The 16610-nt window shown below is 60.2% G+C and carries 20 protein-coding genes; 19 read left to right on the top strand and 1 reads right to left on the bottom strand.

Annotated features, from left to right (window positions below):
• The 18 genes from JZI28_RS10565 to JZI28_RS10480 all read left to right on the top strand — a co-directional run bounded on the left by JZI28_RS10565 (position 1) and on the right by JZI28_RS10480 (position 15409).
• Positions 1 to 333, top strand: coding sequence for a hypothetical protein (locus tag JZI28_RS10565; protein ID WP_375697554.1), 333 nt, complete (start codon positions 1 to 3; stop codon positions 331 to 333).
• A 24-nt stretch (positions 334 to 357) separates the two neighbouring features.
• Entirely contained in the window at positions 358 to 846 is a 489-nt protein-coding gene (locus tag JZI28_RS10560) for a hypothetical protein (protein WP_375697553.1), read from the top strand.
• Entirely contained in the window at positions 846 to 1592 is a 747-nt protein-coding gene (locus JZI28_RS10555) for an ATP-binding protein (protein WP_375697552.1), read from the top strand. Before JZI28_RS10560 ends, JZI28_RS10555 begins: the two co-directional genes overlap by 1 nt.
• A gap of 21 nt (positions 1593 to 1613) precedes the next feature.
• Complete coding sequence (locus tag JZI28_RS10550) at positions 1614 to 2129, top strand: DUF669 domain-containing protein (protein ID WP_375697551.1); 516 nt, start codon at positions 1614 to 1616, stop codon at positions 2127 to 2129.
• 65 nt (positions 2130 to 2194) lie between these two features.
• Positions 2195 to 2557, top strand: a complete 363-nt coding sequence (locus tag JZI28_RS10545) for a hypothetical protein (protein ID WP_375697550.1) — start codon at positions 2195 to 2197, stop codon at positions 2555 to 2557.
• Positions 2557 to 3501 (top strand): hypothetical protein, encoded by a 945-nt coding sequence (locus JZI28_RS10540; protein ID WP_058243103.1) that lies wholly within the window; start codon positions 2557 to 2559, stop codon positions 3499 to 3501. Before JZI28_RS10545 ends, JZI28_RS10540 begins: the two co-directional genes overlap by 1 nt.
• Positions 3495 to 5231: a DEAD/DEAH box helicase gene (locus JZI28_RS10535; RefSeq protein ID WP_375697549.1), complete on the top strand. Its 1737-nt coding sequence runs from the start codon at positions 3495 to 3497 to the stop codon at positions 5229 to 5231. Before JZI28_RS10540 ends, JZI28_RS10535 begins: the two co-directional genes overlap by 7 nt.
• The gene (locus JZI28_RS10530; protein ID WP_375697548.1) at positions 5228 to 5452 is read left to right on the top strand and encodes a DUF6511 domain-containing protein; all 225 of its coding nucleotides are present in this window, start codon (positions 5228 to 5230) and stop codon (positions 5450 to 5452) included. The genes JZI28_RS10535 and JZI28_RS10530 overlap by 4 nt, the downstream gene beginning before the upstream one ends.
• Positions 5452 to 7776, top strand: coding sequence for a DUF3987 domain-containing protein (locus tag JZI28_RS10525; protein WP_375697547.1), 2325 nt, complete (start codon positions 5452 to 5454; stop codon positions 7774 to 7776). The genes JZI28_RS10530 and JZI28_RS10525 overlap by 1 nt, the downstream gene beginning before the upstream one ends.
• Before the next feature lie 345 nt (positions 7777 to 8121).
• Positions 8122 to 8595 carry a crossover junction endodeoxyribonuclease RuvC gene (locus tag JZI28_RS10520; RefSeq protein WP_375697546.1) on the top strand — a complete coding sequence of 158 codons (474 nt, stop codon included), beginning with the start codon at positions 8122 to 8124 and terminating at the stop codon, positions 8593 to 8595.
• Positions 8592 to 8792, top strand: coding sequence for a hypothetical protein (locus JZI28_RS10515; RefSeq protein WP_375697545.1), 201 nt, complete (start codon positions 8592 to 8594; stop codon positions 8790 to 8792). The genes JZI28_RS10520 and JZI28_RS10515 overlap by 4 nt, the downstream gene beginning before the upstream one ends.
• A complete protein-coding gene (locus JZI28_RS10510; RefSeq protein WP_375697544.1) occupies positions 8782 to 9207 on the top strand; it encodes a DUF6362 family protein in 426 nt (141 codons plus the stop codon). The genes JZI28_RS10515 and JZI28_RS10510 overlap by 11 nt, the downstream gene beginning before the upstream one ends.
• Positions 9208 to 9694: 487 nt before the next feature.
• Positions 9695 to 10927 (top strand): DNA modification methylase, encoded by a 1233-nt coding sequence (locus JZI28_RS10505; protein WP_375697543.1) that lies wholly within the window; start codon positions 9695 to 9697, stop codon positions 10925 to 10927.
• On the top strand, positions 10924 to 11220 hold the full coding sequence (locus JZI28_RS10500) for a hypothetical protein (RefSeq protein WP_370701665.1): 297 nt from the start codon (positions 10924 to 10926) through the stop codon (positions 11218 to 11220). Before JZI28_RS10505 ends, JZI28_RS10500 begins: the two co-directional genes overlap by 4 nt.
• 31 nt (positions 11221 to 11251) lie before the next feature.
• Positions 11252 to 11545, top strand: coding sequence for a hypothetical protein (locus JZI28_RS10495; protein WP_058243021.1), 294 nt, complete (start codon positions 11252 to 11254; stop codon positions 11543 to 11545).
• A gap of 220 nt (positions 11546 to 11765) precedes the next feature.
• Complete coding sequence (locus JZI28_RS10490) at positions 11766 to 12362, top strand: hypothetical protein (RefSeq protein WP_058243020.1); 597 nt, start codon at positions 11766 to 11768, stop codon at positions 12360 to 12362.
• A complete protein-coding gene (locus JZI28_RS10485) occupies positions 12277 to 12786 on the top strand; it encodes a phage terminase large subunit family protein (protein ID WP_306345408.1) in 510 nt (169 codons plus the stop codon). Before JZI28_RS10490 ends, JZI28_RS10485 begins: the two co-directional genes overlap by 86 nt.
• On the top strand, positions 12743 to 15409 hold the full coding sequence (locus JZI28_RS10480; RefSeq protein ID WP_375697542.1) for a terminase gpA endonuclease subunit: 2667 nt from the start codon (positions 12743 to 12745) through the stop codon (positions 15407 to 15409). Before JZI28_RS10485 ends, JZI28_RS10480 begins: the two co-directional genes overlap by 44 nt.
• A gap of 25 nt (positions 15410 to 15434) precedes the next feature.
• On the opposite strand, the gene JZI28_RS10475 is transcribed toward JZI28_RS10480, so the two are convergent.
• The gene (locus JZI28_RS10475; RefSeq protein ID WP_375697541.1) at positions 15435 to 16328 is read right to left on the bottom strand and encodes a DUF1186 domain-containing protein; all 894 of its coding nucleotides are present in this window, start codon (positions 16326 to 16328) and stop codon (positions 15435 to 15437) included.
• A 136-nt stretch (positions 16329 to 16464) separates the two neighbouring features.
• Here JZI28_RS10475 and JZI28_RS10470 point away from each other — a divergent pair, with 136 nt between their 5' ends.
• Complete coding sequence (locus tag JZI28_RS10470; protein ID WP_375697540.1) at positions 16465 to 16608, top strand: phage head-tail joining protein; 144 nt, start codon at positions 16465 to 16467, stop codon at positions 16606 to 16608.
• Positions 16609 to 16610 lie beyond the last annotated feature (2 nt).

Genomic DNA, 16610 nt, shown 5'->3' with positions numbered 1-16610 from the left:
ATGACCATGCACACGACATTTAGGCAAAAGGCGCCGCTCACGGAGATCCAATTCTGTGCTTGGATTGCGCAAGCCTTGCCTGGCGACCGGTTGGAATACCACCGCGGGTTCCTCGCTCTCGACACGTTTCCGGGGCTTTCGCAGCTTTTGGAAGAAGAGCGCAAGGAGCTTGCGCTGCTTGGGCAACGGGCCTTCAGAACGCAGGCGCAAGGCCTTGTTCATCTTGTCCAAGAACGCCTTGGCCCGGACCGGTTTTCTTATCTCGCGATTGCGCGGCCCAGAGCACCGCAGGGCGCTGAAACCGCCACACTTCATTCCGCAGAAGCGGCTTGAACCTACTCCAGAAAGGAACCTCACATGAGCTACCCCCACAACACCCCGAGCGTGGATGACATGCTCAACATGGCGACTGACGATCTGGCACAGATGCCGATCGAATTGCTGGCTGCCCTTCAAGGCGAGCTTGATCACGCGAGAAAACAGCTGAAAGCCGCGACTGTCCGGTTCAACGCTGCCCTCGAGGTGCGCTACGCCACGCGTGCCGCCGAAGCGCGGCGCGCTTGTGGCAAGGACACCGGTACCGTGCGGCTGGCTGACAGCTATTACACCGTAATCGCTGACCTGGCGAAACGGATTGATTGGGATCAGGCGCAACTCGCCCAGATCGCAGAAAACATCGCCTCGGCTGGCGAAGACCCGGCCGAGTTCATCGAGACCACGTTAAAGGTGTCCGAGTGCAAATACACGGCGCTGCCAGAAAGCTGGCGCAAGGGTTTTGAGCCTGCGCGTACGGTCCGGACCGGCAAACCCAAGTTCCGCTTGGTGCTTGGCGAGGAGCTGCGCTGATGGCCATTTCTCTTGCATCTTTGCGCACCAGTTCGGCGCTCCAGCCACCGCGTATCCTGATCCACGGCGTGGCCGGAGTGGGTAAATCCACTTTTGCCGCTGACGCTGACCGCCCCGTCTTCCTCATGACCGAGGATGGCCTGGGCAAATTGCAGGTCCCGCATTTTCCATTGGCGACAAGTTATGCCGAAGTGGCCGAAGCGCTCGACGCGCTTCTGAATGAGGATCACGACTACGGCACCGTCGTCGTGGACAGCGTCGACTGGCTTGAGCCGCTGATCTGGGCTGAGGCGTGCAAACGCAATGGCTGGCAGTCGATCGAAACCCCGGGCTTTGGCAAGGGTTATGCCGAGGCGCTGACCATCTGGCGCGAATACCTCGATAAGCTGAATGCGCTGCGCGACCGCAAAGGCATGGTGGTCATCCAAATTGCTCACACGGATATCAAGCGGTTCGATAGCCCCGAGCATGAGCCTTACGATCGGTATGTGATCAAGCTGCAGACCCGCGCCTCCGCGCTGCTGCAGGAGCATTCTGATGTGGTCCTGTTTGCCAACTACCAGATCTCGGTCGCCAAATCCGATGTCGGCTTCAACAAGAAGGTGACCCGGGCGCTCGGGTCCGGTGCGCGCGTCATGCACACCGAAGAGCGTCCCGCCTTCCTCGCCAAAAACCGTTACGGCCTGCCGGACACGCTACCGCTCGCGTGGTCAGAGTTTCTCGCAGCCATGCCCCAATCCCAATGATTGCCTTGAAAGGATATGACCATGGCACGTTTTGATACGTCCTTTGACGCCACAAGCGTTGAACCCACCACCCCCTATGAGCTGCTGCCTGCAGGTAAATACCGCGCTCAAATCGTCGAGAGCGAAATGCGTGTGACCCGCAACGGTATGGGCCAGTTTCTCTGGTTGATGCTGGATATTTTGGACGGCCAGCATAAAGGCCGGAAGATCTTTGATCAGCTGAACCTCGTGAACCCGAACCCCACCACGGTCGAGATCGCACAGCGGACGCTGTCGGCAATCTGCCATGCGACGGGCCGGATGCATGTGAGCGACAGCGAGGAGCTGCACCTGATCCCGATGACGATCCAGGTGAAGGTCAAGCCGCCGAAGAACGGCTACGGCGAGAGCAACGCGATTGCTTATCTGCCGCCTGAAGGTGCGGGTATCAAGGCCGCTGCGGCAAAGCCTGCTGCAACCCCTTCAGCACCGACCCCGACGCAGGCCGCTTCCGCACCGCCCAAGATGGCCTCTGCGCCCTGGAACAAGAAGGGCTGATCAATCGCGCTGCTCCGCATCCCTGACTGACGGGGCAGCGTCCAACCCCATCTAAGGATATTCCCATGACTGACCTGCATAACGCGGCCCCTCGGGCCGCGATCAGCCCCGGCTTGCCTGATGACCAGCGCCGGTTGATCGAACTCGACGACGATATTGCCAAGATCCGCACGCAGATTGCGACTGCTGATCTGGCACGCCAACGGGGGCAAAAGCCCATCGACCCTGATTGGTTCCACCGGGCACGGACCGCGCTGCGCCACCTGTGCCGTGAACGGGCAGAATTGCTTGCCAAAGGCACCGGCCGTCGTCGCCGTGAAAAGCTGAAAGATGCTCTGATCGGCGTCCTGCGCGAGCGCCATGACCCTGACACTTGGAGCGGGATTCTGGCCGAGGCCCAAGCCCGCAGCGAACGGGAGGGCTTGTGATGGCTGATCTTCCCGCACCACCCACGCCAACGCTGACGGCGATCTACGCCGATTATGAGGCCCGCCAAGGCGATGGCTTCCGTGACCATCTCGGTGCATCCATCATCGGTAAATCTTGCGCTCGCGCGCTCTGGTATGATTTCCGCTGGGTGACGCCGTCACGCTTTTCCGGCCGCCTGCTGCGTCTGTTTGAGACCGGCCAGCTGGAAGAGGACCGTATGGTGCGCAACCTGCGCGCCACAGGGGCCACTGTTTTGGAACTAGACCCCGAAACAGGACGGCAAATCCGCGTGGAGGCCCATGGCGGTCATTTTGGTGGCTCGCTCGATGGCGTCGCCCTTGGACTGCTTGAGGCGCCGAAAACCTGGCATGTGCTCGAGTTCAAGACCCATGGGGTCAAGAGCTTCTCTGAGCTGACCGCCAAGGGCGTCGTGCTGTCCAAGCCGCAGCATGCCGCGCAGATGCAGATCTACATGCGCCTGACCGGTATCACCCGCGCGCTCTACATGGCGGTCTGCAAGAACACGGACGCGCTGCACATCGAGCGGATCGAGGCCGACAGCGCCACGGCCGAACGCCTTCTGGAAAAGGCTGGCCGGGTTATCTTTGCTCAACACCCGCCTGCGCGGATCAGCGAAGACCCAGCTTGGTTTGAATGCCGTTTTTGCGATCACCATGCCGCCTGTCATGAGGGCGGTGGGGCCGCTGTGACCTGTCGGTCTTGTCTGCATTCTACGGCCGTTGATGGTGGATGGCACTGCGCACGCCATGACAGAATGCTGGCGCCTTCTGAGCAGCGCGCCGCCTGCGGCAAACATCTCTTCATCCCCGATCTCGTGCCGGGTGAGGTCATCGATGCGGGGGAGGATATCGTCACCTACCGCATGGCTGATGGCTCCTCCTGGTCAAATGACGCCCGTGTCACGGAGGCCGCGCCATGCTGACCCTGCGCCCATACCAAAACGCTGCGATCTCTTCGATCTACAGCTATTTTAAGACCAACAAGGGTAACCCTCTGGTTGTCATTCCAACAGCCGGCGGCAAGTCGCTCGTCATGGCGTCCTTTATCGAAGGAGTGCTGAAGGCGTGGCCGGATCAGCGCATCCTGATCGTGACCCATGTGCGCGAGTTGATCGCCCAGAACCATGCTGAGATGATCGGGCTTTGGCCAGAGGCACCGGCGGGCATCTATTCGGCGGGCTTGGGCAAGCGCGAGGCGCAGGCCCGTGTTTTGTTTGCCGGCATCCAATCAATCCATCGCCGCGCTCATGAAATCGGCCACACCGATCTGGTGTTGATTGATGAGGCCCATCTGATCCCGGGCAATTCCAGCACGATGTACAGACGCTTTCTGGACGCTCTGCAGGCGATCAATCCTGCGCTGAAGGTGATCGGGCTCACGGCCACGCCGTTCCGAACGGGCAGCGGCATGCTGCATGAGGGCAAGGACGCACTCTTCACTGACATTGCCTATGAGGCGCCGGTGCGTGATCTCATTGATGCAGGCTATCTTAGCCCACTGGTGTCGAAACAGCCCAATACGCGGCTCGACGTCTCGAAGGTTGGTACACGTGCAGGGGACTTCATTGCACGTGATCTGGCAGCCGCAGTCGATCAGGACGCGACGACGCGTGCGGCCGTTACCGAGATCATCACCCATGGAAAAGACCGCAAATCCTGGCTGGCGTTCTGCTCAGGCGTGGATCACGCACGCCATGTGGCCGAAGAGTTCACGCGTCAAGGTATCACCTGCCGCACGATCTTTGGGGACACTCCAAAGGAGGAGCGCGATGCCATCATCGCGGCCTTCAAGCGTGGTGAAATCCGCGCACTGGCCTCAATGGGGGTGTTGACGACCGGGTTCAACGCGCCGGCCGTCGATCTCATCGCGCTGCTGCGCCCGACCAAATCCGCAGGGCTTTATGTCCAAATGGTCGGTCGCGGCACGCGCTTGGCTCCGGACAAGGAAAACTGCTTGGTGCTCGACTTTGCGGGCAATGTGCGTCGCCATGGACCAATTGATTTGGTCCGCCCCAAACGCCCGGGCGATGGCGGGGGTGGGGAGGCACCCACAAAGGTCTGCCCCGAGTGCGACAGCATCATCGCGCTCTCGGCAACGGAATGCTCGGACTGTGGTTATGTCTTCCCGGCACGCGAGGTGAAAATCGCCCCCACAGCGGCCACGCTTCCGGTTTTGTCGCCGAAGGTTGAGTGGCTGCCGGTCCATGGTGTGTCTTACAGCCGTCATGACAAGCGCGGCGGGCGCCCCTCAATGAAGGTCACCTATAGCTGCGGGCTGAAGTCCTACAACGAATGGGTCTGTGTCGAGCATCAGGGCTATGCGCGCCAGAAGGCGCTCGAGTGGTGGCGCAAGCGCGCGCCGGGCTGCCCGATGCCGCACACTGTCGACGATGCCATTGCGCAGGCGGGGGAACTGACCCGGCCAACCGCGATCTCGGTGCGCCCATCGGGCCGCTTTCTTGAAATCTCCGGCTACAGGTTTGATCCATGCGCCACATCCACTCCGGCCTCTGCGCCGTCTGCCACCGGGAACCTCGTGGGTTTGGTTGGTTCAACCCGACATTCATTGTCTCGGATAAACGGCGGGACCAAAGCCGCAGACACCTCTGTTCTCGCACCTGCCAGGACATCTGTCACAGGAGGACAGGTATGATCGATCCCACCCCAAATGAAATGCAGGCCATGAGCGTTGGCGGCCAATATGGTGGCGAATACCTCGAGAGTATCGGCAAATCGGATCTCGCCACCCTGACTGTGACCGAGTGGGATCGCTTTCTTGATGCGGTCATCACCGGATATTGCGATCAACTGCGCGCGCTGGCGGGACAAGACCGCACCCGGCTCGACGCCATGACCCCGGAGGTGCCGTTCTGATGGCTGAGACATCGTACATGGCGCGGTTCGGCGCACGGCTGGTCACCAATGGCTATGGCATCCTGCCAATCGGCCCGGGTACCAAAAAGCCCGGGCAGTTCAAGCGTGGGGCGTGGGCGGACTATCCAGAATGGAACCGGCACACCGAGCGCCCGACCACGGAGGTGGAGGTGACGACGTGGTCGGCCTGGCCCGAGTGTGGCGTCGGGCTTGTTGGCGGTGCGGTTGCGGCCGTCGATATCGACGTTGTTGAGGACGCAGAACTTGCGCTTCGGATCGAGCAATTGGCGCGTGAACGGCTGGGAGATACGCCCGCACTGCGCATCGGTAAGGCGCCAAAGCGGATGCTGATCTATCGCACAGAAACCCCATTCCGGGGCATTAAGCGTCATCCGCTGGAGGTGCTTTGTCTGGGTCAGCAGTTCGTGGCCTACGCCAACCACCCGGACACGGGCGCGCCCTATGCCTGGCCAGAGGAAGGGTTGGCTGATCTCGATATCACGGAGCTGCCTGAAATCACCGCAGAGATGGCACGCGCCTTTCTCGATGAGGCCTATGCGCTGTTGCCCGAGGACTTGCGTCAACGTGGCCTTGCGACAGGATCAACAGGAACGGAGCACCTGCAGGCCCATAGCCAGATGGGGACATTGCCTGCCATTGAAGCCGCGCTGAAATGGCTGCCAAATGCAGAGTTGGATTACGACAGCTGGGTACGGATTGGCATGGCGCTGAAGGGCGCGCTTGGTGAGGCTGGGGGCGATATCTTTGCTGGCTGGTCAGCGCAGGCGGCCAAGGACGTGCCCAGCACCACAACGAAGGCCTGGGCCAGCTTCAAACCCGACCGGATTGGTGCCGGCACGATCTATCATCTCGCGATGGAGCGCGGATGGCAGCCGGGAAGCGATCTGCGCCTTGATGGGGCCACTGTTTCCGATGGCGAGCATCCAGCGGCGGGGCTGTTGTCCAAGCTGGGAGAACAGTCCGAGGGTGATGAGGAACCTTCGGCCACCTCGACATTCACGCTGGCCATACCGGATGGATTAGTGGGTGATTTGACCGATTACATGCTGTCGACAGCCCGGCGTCCTCAGCCGTTGTTGTCAGTCGGTGCGAGCCTTTGCGCGATTGGTGCGCTCATGGGACGGCAGTATCGCACCGAGAGTAACCTGCGCTCGAACCTGTATGTCGTGGGCATTGCGGATAGCGGATCAGGCAAGAACCACGCCCGCGAGATCATCAACGAGGTCTTTTTCGAGGCGGGGCTGGCCCATCATCTCGGTGGCAACAAGATCGCCTCCGGCGCGGGGCTTTTGACCGCGCTGCACCGCCAGCCTGCGATCCTCTTCCAGATCGATGAGTTTGGTATGTTCTTGGCAGCGGCGGCCGACCGGCGGCGCAGTCCACGCCACATCACCGAAATCCTCGACAATATGACCGAGCTTTACACGGCCGCGGGTGGGATTTTCCTTGGTGCGGAATATGCCAACCGTGATGGCTCAAACGAGCGGCGGGATATCAATCAACCCTGCCTGAGTGTATATGGCACCACAACGCCTTTGCACTTTTGGGGCGCATTGCAGGGCGCAAACGTCGTCGACGGCTCGCTCGCACGTTTCCTGATCCTGCCCAGTGATGAGGATTATCCGGACGAGAATATCGCTGTGGGCATGCGCCAAGCCGATCCCGCGCTGATCGCAGGGTTGCGAAGCGTGGCCTCCGGGGGTGGGCACCAGAAAGGCAATCTTGCGGGCAAGACAGCCGATCAGAACACAGCTGTGAACCCGACTATCGTGCCCATGACTGAGGAGGCACGGGCCCGGTTTCGGCTGCTCAGCGCAGAGTTGACGGGTGAGTTGCGCGCGGCAAGCGGAACAGCCTTCACGGCGATCCTGGCCCGTATTGGGGAGAATGCGTTGAAACTGGCGCTGATTGTGGCGGTTGGGCGCGATCCGACAAACCCTGAGATCAATCTGTCGGCAGCAGACTGGGCGATCGATTTTGTGCGCCATTATGCGCGGCGGACCATGGAGGCTGTTGAACGCCATGTCGCTGACACCGAGACAGAAGCGCATTTGAAGCGGTTGAAGGAGATTATCCGGGCGGCAGGTGCGAAAGGCATCGCCAAATCTGAAATCACGCGCGCCTCGCAATGGCTCAAGTCGCGTGACCGTGATGAGATCCTGCTGACCTTGATCGAAAGCGGGGATGTCACGACGGGCATGCGCGGCTCATCGACCAAGCAGGCCATGGTGTACAGGTTGGCCAAGTGGCATGGCCCATGGCGAGATGCTTCAGGGCGCAAAATCAGTCAGAAGGAACCTTGATAATGCATAAGGCTCTAGAATTTATGGAAAAAGTGAGATCCCTCACGTCCTTCAATCTTTCAAGAGGATACCTATTCCCCTCGCGTGTACGCGCGCGATATTAAAAGAGAATGACCTACCTTATGTAATATATAATAATTGAATAATTATATAATACGCATGTCGGTCAACGGGTTAGGTGGAGTAAATCTTCATTTGACCCATTTTGAAACCTAGAACAATCCGCCGGGCGGCCTCGTCGCCCCGCGCCTGACCTGACCAGACCACCCTTCGGGGCCTGGCGAGACCGCAGCCTTCACCGGCCAGCCCTCTCGCCTTGCTCATCAAATCGAAGAGGAGGTCTGCATGACCCTTTCCACCATTCTTGCCCTTGATCTGGGCACCACCACCGGCTGGGCCATCCGTGGCTTTGACGGCCTGATCACCAGCGGGACAGCGTCGTTCAAACCCGGTCGCTACGATGGCGGTGGTATGCGCTATCTGCGGTTCACCAACTGGCTCACGGAACTTGATCGGCTGTCTGGACCGATTGCAACGATCTGGTTCGAAGAAGTTCGCCGCCACGCTGGTACTGACGCAGCCCATGTCTATGGCGGCCTCATGGCCTCACTGACCAGTTGGGGCGAGCTAAGGGGCATTCCCTATGAGGGCGTGCCCGTCGGCACCATCAAGCGTCACGCCACCGGCAAGGGCAACGCCAACAAGGTCGCCATGATCGCCGCCGCCCAGGCGCGCGGGTTCAGCCCCACTGATGACAATGAAGCCGATGCCATTGCCATCCTGCATTGGGCCATCGAGACCCGGGGAGGTGTGGCATGAGGTTTACACCCAGAGGCTATGGCGGACACCGCCGTGATCCCGATCAGGTCAAACGGGACGGTTGGCACGAACAAGGTGTGCTGGCTGTCAGCGTCGACGATCAACGCCTGACCTGGCCGGAACGTGAATTGGTCGAGCAATTGGGCACAAAACTCTACGGGCCACGCCCAACAGGGGAGGTGCGCCATGGCCGATGACTGGACACGCGCTATGGTGGCTGACCGGCTTGAGCTCGCGGCCGAGGTCATGAAATCCCTGCCGCCGGTCCGCCCGCAGGGTTACGTCAGCGCCTGGCCTGAATACATCTCGACCTTCGCTGATCAGGTAGGCCAGGAGCCGAGGATGAAAAAACCGTTGCCCTCACCGCGGATGATCACGGAAGCGGATGAGGCGCTGCTGTGGCTGCGGTGGATGGACAAGGACATCGCACAGATCCTCTGGGCTCGAGCCAACCGCAAGCCCTGGAAGCGGATTACCTGGCACCACGGGATCAGCCGGGCTACGGCACACCGGCGTCATGAGTATGGGCTTGCCGTGATCGTCTGGAAGCTCAACGGCAGACCCGTGCCGCGCAAGCGGTCGATGGAGTACGTGATCGGGCAGACGGTGTGAGCGTCGGGCGGTTGCGTTGTGACCGCCCTGTCAAGTCCTCTCGTGCAAGTGAGACATTTTTCGGTGAGACATCGTAAAGCAAGACAGATACCGAGCGAGGCGCTATAAAACAGATAAGATGACCTTCGTGTGGCTAAGAGAGCCGTGTCGGTTTGAACGGGTTTGTGGGGGTGTAACTGGTGACCGGGTTTCCGAAAAAACTGTCTCCTCTGAAAATGCTGCATAGCGTAACCCATTGAAATTGAACGGGTCCTTCCTGTTTGTGACCGTATTCGGGGGGGCGAGGCGCGAGGCTTTCCCAGTGACATCGCGGAAAATACCCGTTTCGTTTCGTTTTGACGCGAACCCCAATAAACACTGGGCCTGAAGGCTCGTAAAACCCCTTTGAAACGAAACGGGGGTCTGACCCCATTTCGCTTTCGCGGACCTTCGGTTCGTTTCGCGCGCTGACCCCGTTTCGTTTCAGGCCAAATTCAAGGACATTCCCATGGACGTTGTCGACCTGCCGCTTGAGCAGATCATTCCCTATGCGCGCAACCCGCGGAACAACGCCGAGGCTATCGCCACGGTCGCGGCCTCGATCCAAGAGTTTGGCTGGCGCCAACCCATCGTCGTGGACGAGGCGATGGTTGTTCTCGCCGGGCACACCCGTCTTGAAGCGGCCCGCAAGCTCGGTTTCAAAACCGCGCCGGTGCATGTCGCCAAGGGGCTGACGGCATCCCAGGCGCGGGCCTTCCGGATCATGGACAACCGCTCCAGCGAAAACGCGGAGTGGGACAAGGACCTGCTTAACCTTGAGATGGCTGACCTGCTGGAGGCGGATTTTGACCTCGGGCTGACCGGCTTCACCGAGGATGAGTTGAACGCTCTGATGTCGAGCCTCGAGGAAGGCACCGGTCCGCAGGAGGGTGAAGACGACATTCCCGACACCCCGGAGGAGCCGATCAGCCGCCCGGGCGATCTCTGGCTTCTCGGCAATCACAGGCTGCTCTGCGGTGACAGCACGGTCGCCACGGATGTCGAACGGCTGCTTGGCGCGGTCAAACCACTATTGATGTGCACAGATCCTCCATACGGTGTGGAATATGATCCCAGCTGGCGCAACCAGGCAGGTGCGGCCAAGACCAAGCGTACTGGCAAGGTGCTGAATGATGACCGGGCCGACTGGCGCGAGGCCTGGGCGCTCTTTCCCGGCGACGTCGCCTACGTCTGGCATGGGGCGCTACATGCGGCCACAGTCGCCGAAAGTCTCGAGGTCGCAGGCTTCACCATCCGGTCCCAGATCATCTGGGCCAAAGAACGGTTGGTTCTGAGCCGTGGAGATTATCACTGGCAGCATGAACCGGCCTGGTACGCTGTCAAAAAGACCGGCAAAGGCCATTGGGCGGGGGATCGCAAGCAGACAACGCTCTGGCATATTGCAAACAAGGATCAGGACGAAAAAACCGTTCACGGGACGCAGAAGCCCGTGGAATGCATGCGCCGGCCAATTCTGAATAACTCGAGCCCTGGGCAGGCGGTCTATGAACCCTTCATGGGATCAGGAACGACGCTGATCGCGGCCGAGACTACGGGCCGTGTTTGTCTCGGAATTGAGCTAAACCCGGCTTACGTCGATGTGGCGGTTGCGCGTTGGCAGAAATTCACAGGCAAGCAGGCCATTCTTGAAGGTGACGAGCAGACGTTCGATGCCCTGAAATCCGAGCGCGAGGCTGCATGAACCAGTCCCGCCTCATGTCTTTGGTCGAGGCTATCACCAACGTGATTGTCGGCTATGGCGTCGCGGTTGTGACGCAGATCCTGATCTTTCCGATCTTTGGGCTGCAAACAACGTTGGGACAAAATCTTGCGATGGGCGGGATCTTCACGATCGTCAGCCTGTTGCGATCGTTCGCTCTGCGGCGGCTATTTAACCAGCTTGCTGCGCGTCGTGGAGTCGGCGATAGTTTGCCTTATGTCCAAAACGCAGTCGCAAGATACACCGCTTTTAGATGCCGCCAAGGCGGCCGCTAATGTAGAGGATACACGCTCTCCTGAGCGGCGTATGTTGCCCCATGATCTTGATGTGGCGCTCAAATATCTCTCCGATGGGGAGCTTTCAGCGCTTTCGCGTGCTGTGACGGCTGAGTTGGATCGCCGGAATTCTTTGATGGCAAAGCCTCTAATGGAGCCCGCACAGCCCAAGCGGAAGCCAGCTCAAAAAGTTGAGGGCTTAACGCAATCCCAGATCAACCTGATCCAAGCTTCTGTAAAGGCCGGGGTTAAGCCAGCTGTTTTGTCGCGCCAATTTGGGCTCAGCCAAGCGCAAATCCGCGCTGCTTTAAAGGCGGGCGGATAAAAAAGGGCCAGCACATGGCTGGCCCAGTTGTGAGGCACATGACGCCGAGCAGAGAGGCGTCATGGAGCGAGGGTTCATACAGGCGAATCCTCGTGAATAAGCTTTGATGTTTGGCTTTCCGGGGGCAAGGCGTGGGGTTGACGTCCGCGTCAAGAGTCACCGCAATGACACATGTTTTTCCTCTGGGTGTCATCGTGTTGAGGGGAGGGGGGAGCGCACTATGTCAAACGCCACCCAACCCATCAGCGTCATCTCGCGACTCCTCGATCTCTCGGAACGGCGGGTGCAGCAACTGAGCCGCGAGGGTGTGATCCCAAAGGCCGAGCGTGGGCAGTATGACCTGATCGGCTCTGTGCGCGGCTATGTCCGCTATCTGCGCGACCAGGCCGTCAAGGCGCAGGCCGGTGCGCCAGACTATGCCGCCGAACGTGCGCGGTTCATCCGAGCGCGGGCGAACCTCGCTGAAATGGAAGCCGAGGAAAAGCGCCACTCGCTGATCGCAGCGGACCAGATTGAGGCAGCCTGGATCGCCGTGCTTGCGCTTCTGAGAACCCGCCTGTTGGCGCTGCCGGATCGGCTGGCGCCACAGGCCTTTGACCAACCCACCGTCGGAGATACCCGGACCCTGATCCGCACTGCGATCCGCGAGGTGCTCGATGATCTCGCGCAGCCAGACATTGAACTTGAAGCCGACATTGATCTTGAAGGGGTCGCCAATCCTGAAACGGACAGTGGCGAAGGCACTGGCAGTTCTGAAGCCGCCGCCGGACCTGACGATCAGCGATTGGGCAGACCAGAACCGCCGTCTGAGCTCTGAGGCCAGCGCCGAGCCGGGCCAGTGGCGCACGAGCCGCGCGGAATACCAGCGTGGGATCATGGAAGCGGTCTCTGATGCCGCCACCGAAACCGTCGTGATCATGTCCAGTTCACAGGTGGGCAAGGCGCTGGCGCTCGATACGCCGCTAGCGACGCCTACCGGCTGGACCACGATGGCCGACGTACAGGTGGGCGACATCCTTTTTGACGAAACTGGCGCGCCGTGCCGCGTCACGGGCGCCACGGATGTGATGCTCAATCGGCGCTGCTACCGCGTGCGGTTTTCAGACGGCAGTTCGATCATCGCCGATGCCGATCACCTCTGGGCGGTTGACAGCGACACACCAGTGCGCGCGCAGGACGCGATGAGGGACCTGTTCCATGACGATCCACCGGGCGGTCCTGACGACGAAGGAGATTGCTGAAACCGCGCATTACTACGGCGCGAAAAAGCGGAACCGATATGCCATCCCTGTGGCCGGTGCGCTGCAGCTGCCCGAACAGGCCTTACCGATTCCACCCTATGCCCTTGGTGTCTGGCTTGGGGACGGCCACAGCTACGGCTCGCAGATCACCTGTCATCGTGATGATCTGGAAATCGCCGACCATCTGCACGCATGCGGCATGGAGGTTGAGGTGACGTCGAAGGACAGGCGGTTTCCGCACATCCTGACACTGAAGCCGACGTTGCCTTGGCCAGCGCATATCTGCCGCCGCGGGCATGACATGAATGTGCTGGGTCGCCACGGAAATGGAAAGTGCGCGGAATGTGGGCGGCAGTTCTCGATGCAATGGAAGCACGGTTCTGCGGTTGATCCTGTTCTAGAGGAGGGCAAGCCGTTCAGCCTGCGCTTGCGGGAGATGGGGCTGGCGAAGGATCGGAAGACGCCAGAAACCGGCAAACACATACCGCCCGCCTACCTGCGCGCGTCGATAGATCAGCGCATGGCCCTTCTGCAAGGGCTGATGGATACCGACGGCTACATCGCGGAATGCGGCCGCTGCGAGTTCATCACCATTCACCGACGCCTGGCGGATGGCTTTGGCGAATTGTTGGCCTCCTTGGGCATCAAGTTTACTGCCGTCGACAAACAGCCGACGGTGGTGGTTGACGGCGAACGACGTCTTGGAAACCCTGCGACGCGGTTCTCCTTCATGATCTATGACGACACGCCAGTGTTCCGACTGTCTAGGAAGCGGGCGCGCCAGGTCTCCCGTGAGGGACGGCGGACAACGGAAACCGAGCGGCGCCGTATTGTCGCTGTCGAGCCGGTTGAGAGCGTGCCTGTGCGCTGCATTCAGGTCGATAGCCCAAACCGGCTCTATCTGGCGGGGCGGACCATGATCCCGACGCATAATACGGAGATGGTCAACAACGCCGTCGGCTACCACATCGATCAGGACCCGGCACCGATCATGGTGGTGATGCCGACCGAGCGCGACGCGGAAACCTGGTCGAAGGACCGCTTCTCACCGATGGCGCGGGATACGCCGTGTTTGCAGGATAAGATCGCTAATCCGAAGTCGCGAGACGGCAACAACAAGATCCTGCACAAGCGGTTCCCGGGCGGGCATCTGACCATCGTGGGCGCAAATGCGCCCTCTGGCCTTGCGAGCCGGCCGATCCGCTTGCTGCTGTGCGATGAGGTCGATCGCTATCCGTTCAGCGCAGGGGCTGAGGGGGACCCGGTCAACCTCGCGAAAAAGCGGACAGTGACGTTTTGGAACCGCAAGATCGTGCTGGTGTCCACGCCGACGAACAAGGGCGCGAGCCGGATCGAGGCGGCATTCGAGGAGAGCGACCAGAGGCGGTTCTGGGTGCCATGCCCGGCCTGTGGCCACGACCAAATCCTGACCTGGGGACAGGTCAAATGGGACAAGGACGAGAATGGCGGCCATCGTCCAGAAACCGCGCGCTACCATTGCGCCGAGTGCGATGCCGCGTGGAAGGATGAGACCCGCTGGGCAGCCATCTCGAAGGGCCGCTGGATCGCAGACGCGCCATTCAATGGGACTGCAGGCTTCCACCTGAACGAAATCTATTCGCCCTGGGTCCGGCTTGAGGCCATGGCCAAGGCGTTTCTGTCGGCGCGCGCGGGCGGCGACGAGACCATGAAGACCTTCGTCAACACCTCGCTCGGCGAGACCTGGATGGAAAGTGGCGAGGCGCCGGACTGGCAGCGACTGCAGGGTCTGAAGGAAGATTGGCGCGCGGGCATGGTGCCGGCGGGCGGGTTGTTCCTGACCGCTGGGGTCGACGTGCAGAAAGACCGGATTGAGATCGATGTCTGGGCATGGGGCAGGGGCCTGCAAAGCTGGCTCATCGATCACATCGTGATTGAGGGTGGCCCGGGGGATCCGGCGTGCTGGCAGCAACTCTCTGATCTGCTTGGCCGGACATGGCAGCATGAGTGTGGTATCTCGATGACCCTCGCCAAACTGGCGATCGATACGGGCTATGAGACCAGCGCTGTCTATGCTTGGGCGCGGCAGGTGGGGTTTGGACAGGTGGCGCCGATCAAAGGCCTTGAGGGCTTTAATCGGGCAAGCCCAGTGACAGGGCCGACGTTTGTCGACGCGACGATCGCGGGCAAGCGTCTGCGAAGAGGGGCACGTCTGTGGACGATCGCGACCTCGACCTTCAAGGCCGAGACCTATCGCTTCCTGCGGCTCGATCCGCCGGAGGTCAGCAGCCCGGCGGCGGAGGAGAGGTTTCCTCCCGGCTTTCTCCATCTACCGGGCTGGGTCGACGCCGAATGGCTCAAGCAGTTGACGGCCGAGCAACTGGTCACGATCAAGAACAAGCGCGGCTTTGCGAAGCTCGAATGGCAGAAGCTGCGGGAACGCAACGAAGCCCTCGACTGTCGGGTTTATGCCCGAGCTGCGGCTTGGATTCTCGGGGCTGACCGCTGGTCTGATGCGCGGTGGGAGGAATTGGCCGAACAGTTCGCTGTCGCTGAGGCAAAGGGCAGGGCCGTTACCAAAGCACAGAATCCGACGCGCAAAGCAAAGGTCCGCTACGTCGCGCGGTCAACATACATGGGCTAAGAAAGAAATGGGTTTATTGGTGGCATCACTGCAGGCAGCATTTTTTGAACTTTTTGCCGCTATCACAGGGACAAGGGTCATTACGACCGACTTTATCTGCGGCGTTCACAAAAGCCTCGGTCCATGGCGAAACCCGCAATAGATTATCGGCTTTGCGCCGATTTTGTTCTGCGAGGTATTCTGCGGAATAACTGTGCCATTTCGAAAGTTCGTCGATCGCATCTGAGATCAGAGCTTTCTGGTAACGCTGGCCCACTAGCGTGCCATTGGCAGCTAGCGTGGCTTCGTAATCCTCGAGAAAATGCTCGAAGTTGCAGTATTCTTTTGGGATCAAACCTTGATCGAACACATCGCGCACAGGTTGCGACATGTCAGGAATGCCGAGAGCAGCAATAGCTTCAATCCAGCCGGTGAGCACATCAGTCTGTGCCTTAGGGCAGCGTTGACGGAACGTCCGGAAGTACTCCTCAATGACCGCGCGTTGTTCGGAGTGCTGTTGCGCAATCAAGACCAGGGCATCGAGGAGAGAACTTCTGGAAAAGTCATCAGATTTATCGTCTTCGACTGCCTCAAAGATTGGCTGCAAGTCACCATCGAATGTGCCTGCGATGACGCGAAAGCTGGTCTCGGTCACTGCGTCGCCGAGGAGGTGCTCGAGAGCGTGGGTGGGGCGTCGGAGCAGTTGTAGCAATGGCCGATAGGCGCTCGGCTCACGCCATTCACCAAGCAAGTGGAAGATGGGAATGAGTGCCATCACGTCATCAGCCTGCATATCGCGAATGCGTTGCCGCGTGAGACGGTCGATGAGATCGATGAAAACAGGCGCCATATCATCACGCTTGTCGCTGGCCTCGGCCATTGCGGCTTTGGGGAAAATGTCGTCGCGCGCAAGATCGCGCATGATCTCATCTGGGGTCATGGTGTCGGCTGAACTCTCAATTGTTGCGCCTATTGAAGCAATTTAATGAGGGAGGTCAATTCGGATGCCGACAATTACCGATCTTCGTCTACGCCGCGAGGTACTTTCAACGCAGCGCGCCTCTGGTGTGGCGCGAGTGAGCTACGACGGTAAGACGGTCGACTATCGCTCTGTCGCCGAGATCGACCGTGCCCTAGAGGCGCTTGATCGCGACATCGCAGCGGCCGAGGGCCGGCGTATGGTGCGGCATGTTCGCGTGACAACGGCCAAGGGGCTCTGAAC

The organism is Pseudophaeobacter sp. TrK17, assembly GCF_042192375.1.
In the GTDB taxonomy this organism is placed as follows: Bacteria; Pseudomonadota; Alphaproteobacteria; order Rhodobacterales; family Rhodobacteraceae; genus Pseudophaeobacter.
Note: the sequence above shows the minus strand (reverse complement) of the source record. Positions and strands in the feature narration are given on the sequence as shown.

Excerpts from the sequence above, each read along its gene's own strand:
- JZI28_RS10565 (WP_375697554.1), top strand. The coding sequence starts at position 1 with ATGACCATGCACACGACATTTAGGCAAAAGGCGCCGCTCACGGAGATC.
- JZI28_RS10560 (WP_375697553.1), top strand. The coding sequence starts at position 358 with ATGAGCTACCCCCACAACACCCCGAGCGTGGATGACATGCTCAACATG.
- JZI28_RS10555 (WP_375697552.1), top strand. The coding sequence starts at position 846 with ATGGCCATTTCTCTTGCATCTTTGCGCACCAGTTCGGCGCTCCAGCCA.
- JZI28_RS10550 (WP_375697551.1), top strand. The coding sequence starts at position 1,614 with ATGGCACGTTTTGATACGTCCTTTGACGCCACAAGCGTTGAACCCACC.
- JZI28_RS10545 (WP_375697550.1), top strand. The coding sequence starts at position 2,195 with ATGACTGACCTGCATAACGCGGCCCCTCGGGCCGCGATCAGCCCCGGC.
- JZI28_RS10540 (WP_058243103.1), top strand. The coding sequence starts at position 2,557 with ATGGCTGATCTTCCCGCACCACCCACGCCAACGCTGACGGCGATCTAC.
- JZI28_RS10535 (WP_375697549.1), top strand. The coding sequence starts at position 3,495 with ATGCTGACCCTGCGCCCATACCAAAACGCTGCGATCTCTTCGATCTAC.
- JZI28_RS10530 (WP_375697548.1), top strand. The coding sequence starts at position 5,228 with ATGATCGATCCCACCCCAAATGAAATGCAGGCCATGAGCGTTGGCGGC.
- JZI28_RS10525 (WP_375697547.1), top strand. The coding sequence starts at position 5,452 with ATGGCTGAGACATCGTACATGGCGCGGTTCGGCGCACGGCTGGTCACC.
- JZI28_RS10520 (WP_375697546.1), top strand. The coding sequence starts at position 8,122 with ATGACCCTTTCCACCATTCTTGCCCTTGATCTGGGCACCACCACCGGC.
- JZI28_RS10515 (WP_375697545.1), top strand. The coding sequence starts at position 8,592 with ATGAGGTTTACACCCAGAGGCTATGGCGGACACCGCCGTGATCCCGAT.
- JZI28_RS10510 (WP_375697544.1), top strand. The coding sequence starts at position 8,782 with ATGGCCGATGACTGGACACGCGCTATGGTGGCTGACCGGCTTGAGCTC.
- JZI28_RS10505 (WP_375697543.1), top strand. The coding sequence starts at position 9,695 with ATGGACGTTGTCGACCTGCCGCTTGAGCAGATCATTCCCTATGCGCGC.
- JZI28_RS10500 (WP_370701665.1), top strand. The coding sequence starts at position 10,924 with ATGAACCAGTCCCGCCTCATGTCTTTGGTCGAGGCTATCACCAACGTG.
- JZI28_RS10495 (WP_058243021.1), top strand. The coding sequence starts at position 11,252 with ATGTTGCCCCATGATCTTGATGTGGCGCTCAAATATCTCTCCGATGGG.
- JZI28_RS10490 (WP_058243020.1), top strand. The coding sequence starts at position 11,766 with ATGTCAAACGCCACCCAACCCATCAGCGTCATCTCGCGACTCCTCGAT.
- JZI28_RS10480 (WP_375697542.1), top strand. The coding sequence starts at position 12,743 with ATGACGATCCACCGGGCGGTCCTGACGACGAAGGAGATTGCTGAAACC.
- JZI28_RS10475 (WP_375697541.1), bottom strand. The coding sequence starts at position 16,328 with ATGACCCCAGATGAGATCATGCGCGATCTTGCGCGCGACGACATTTTC.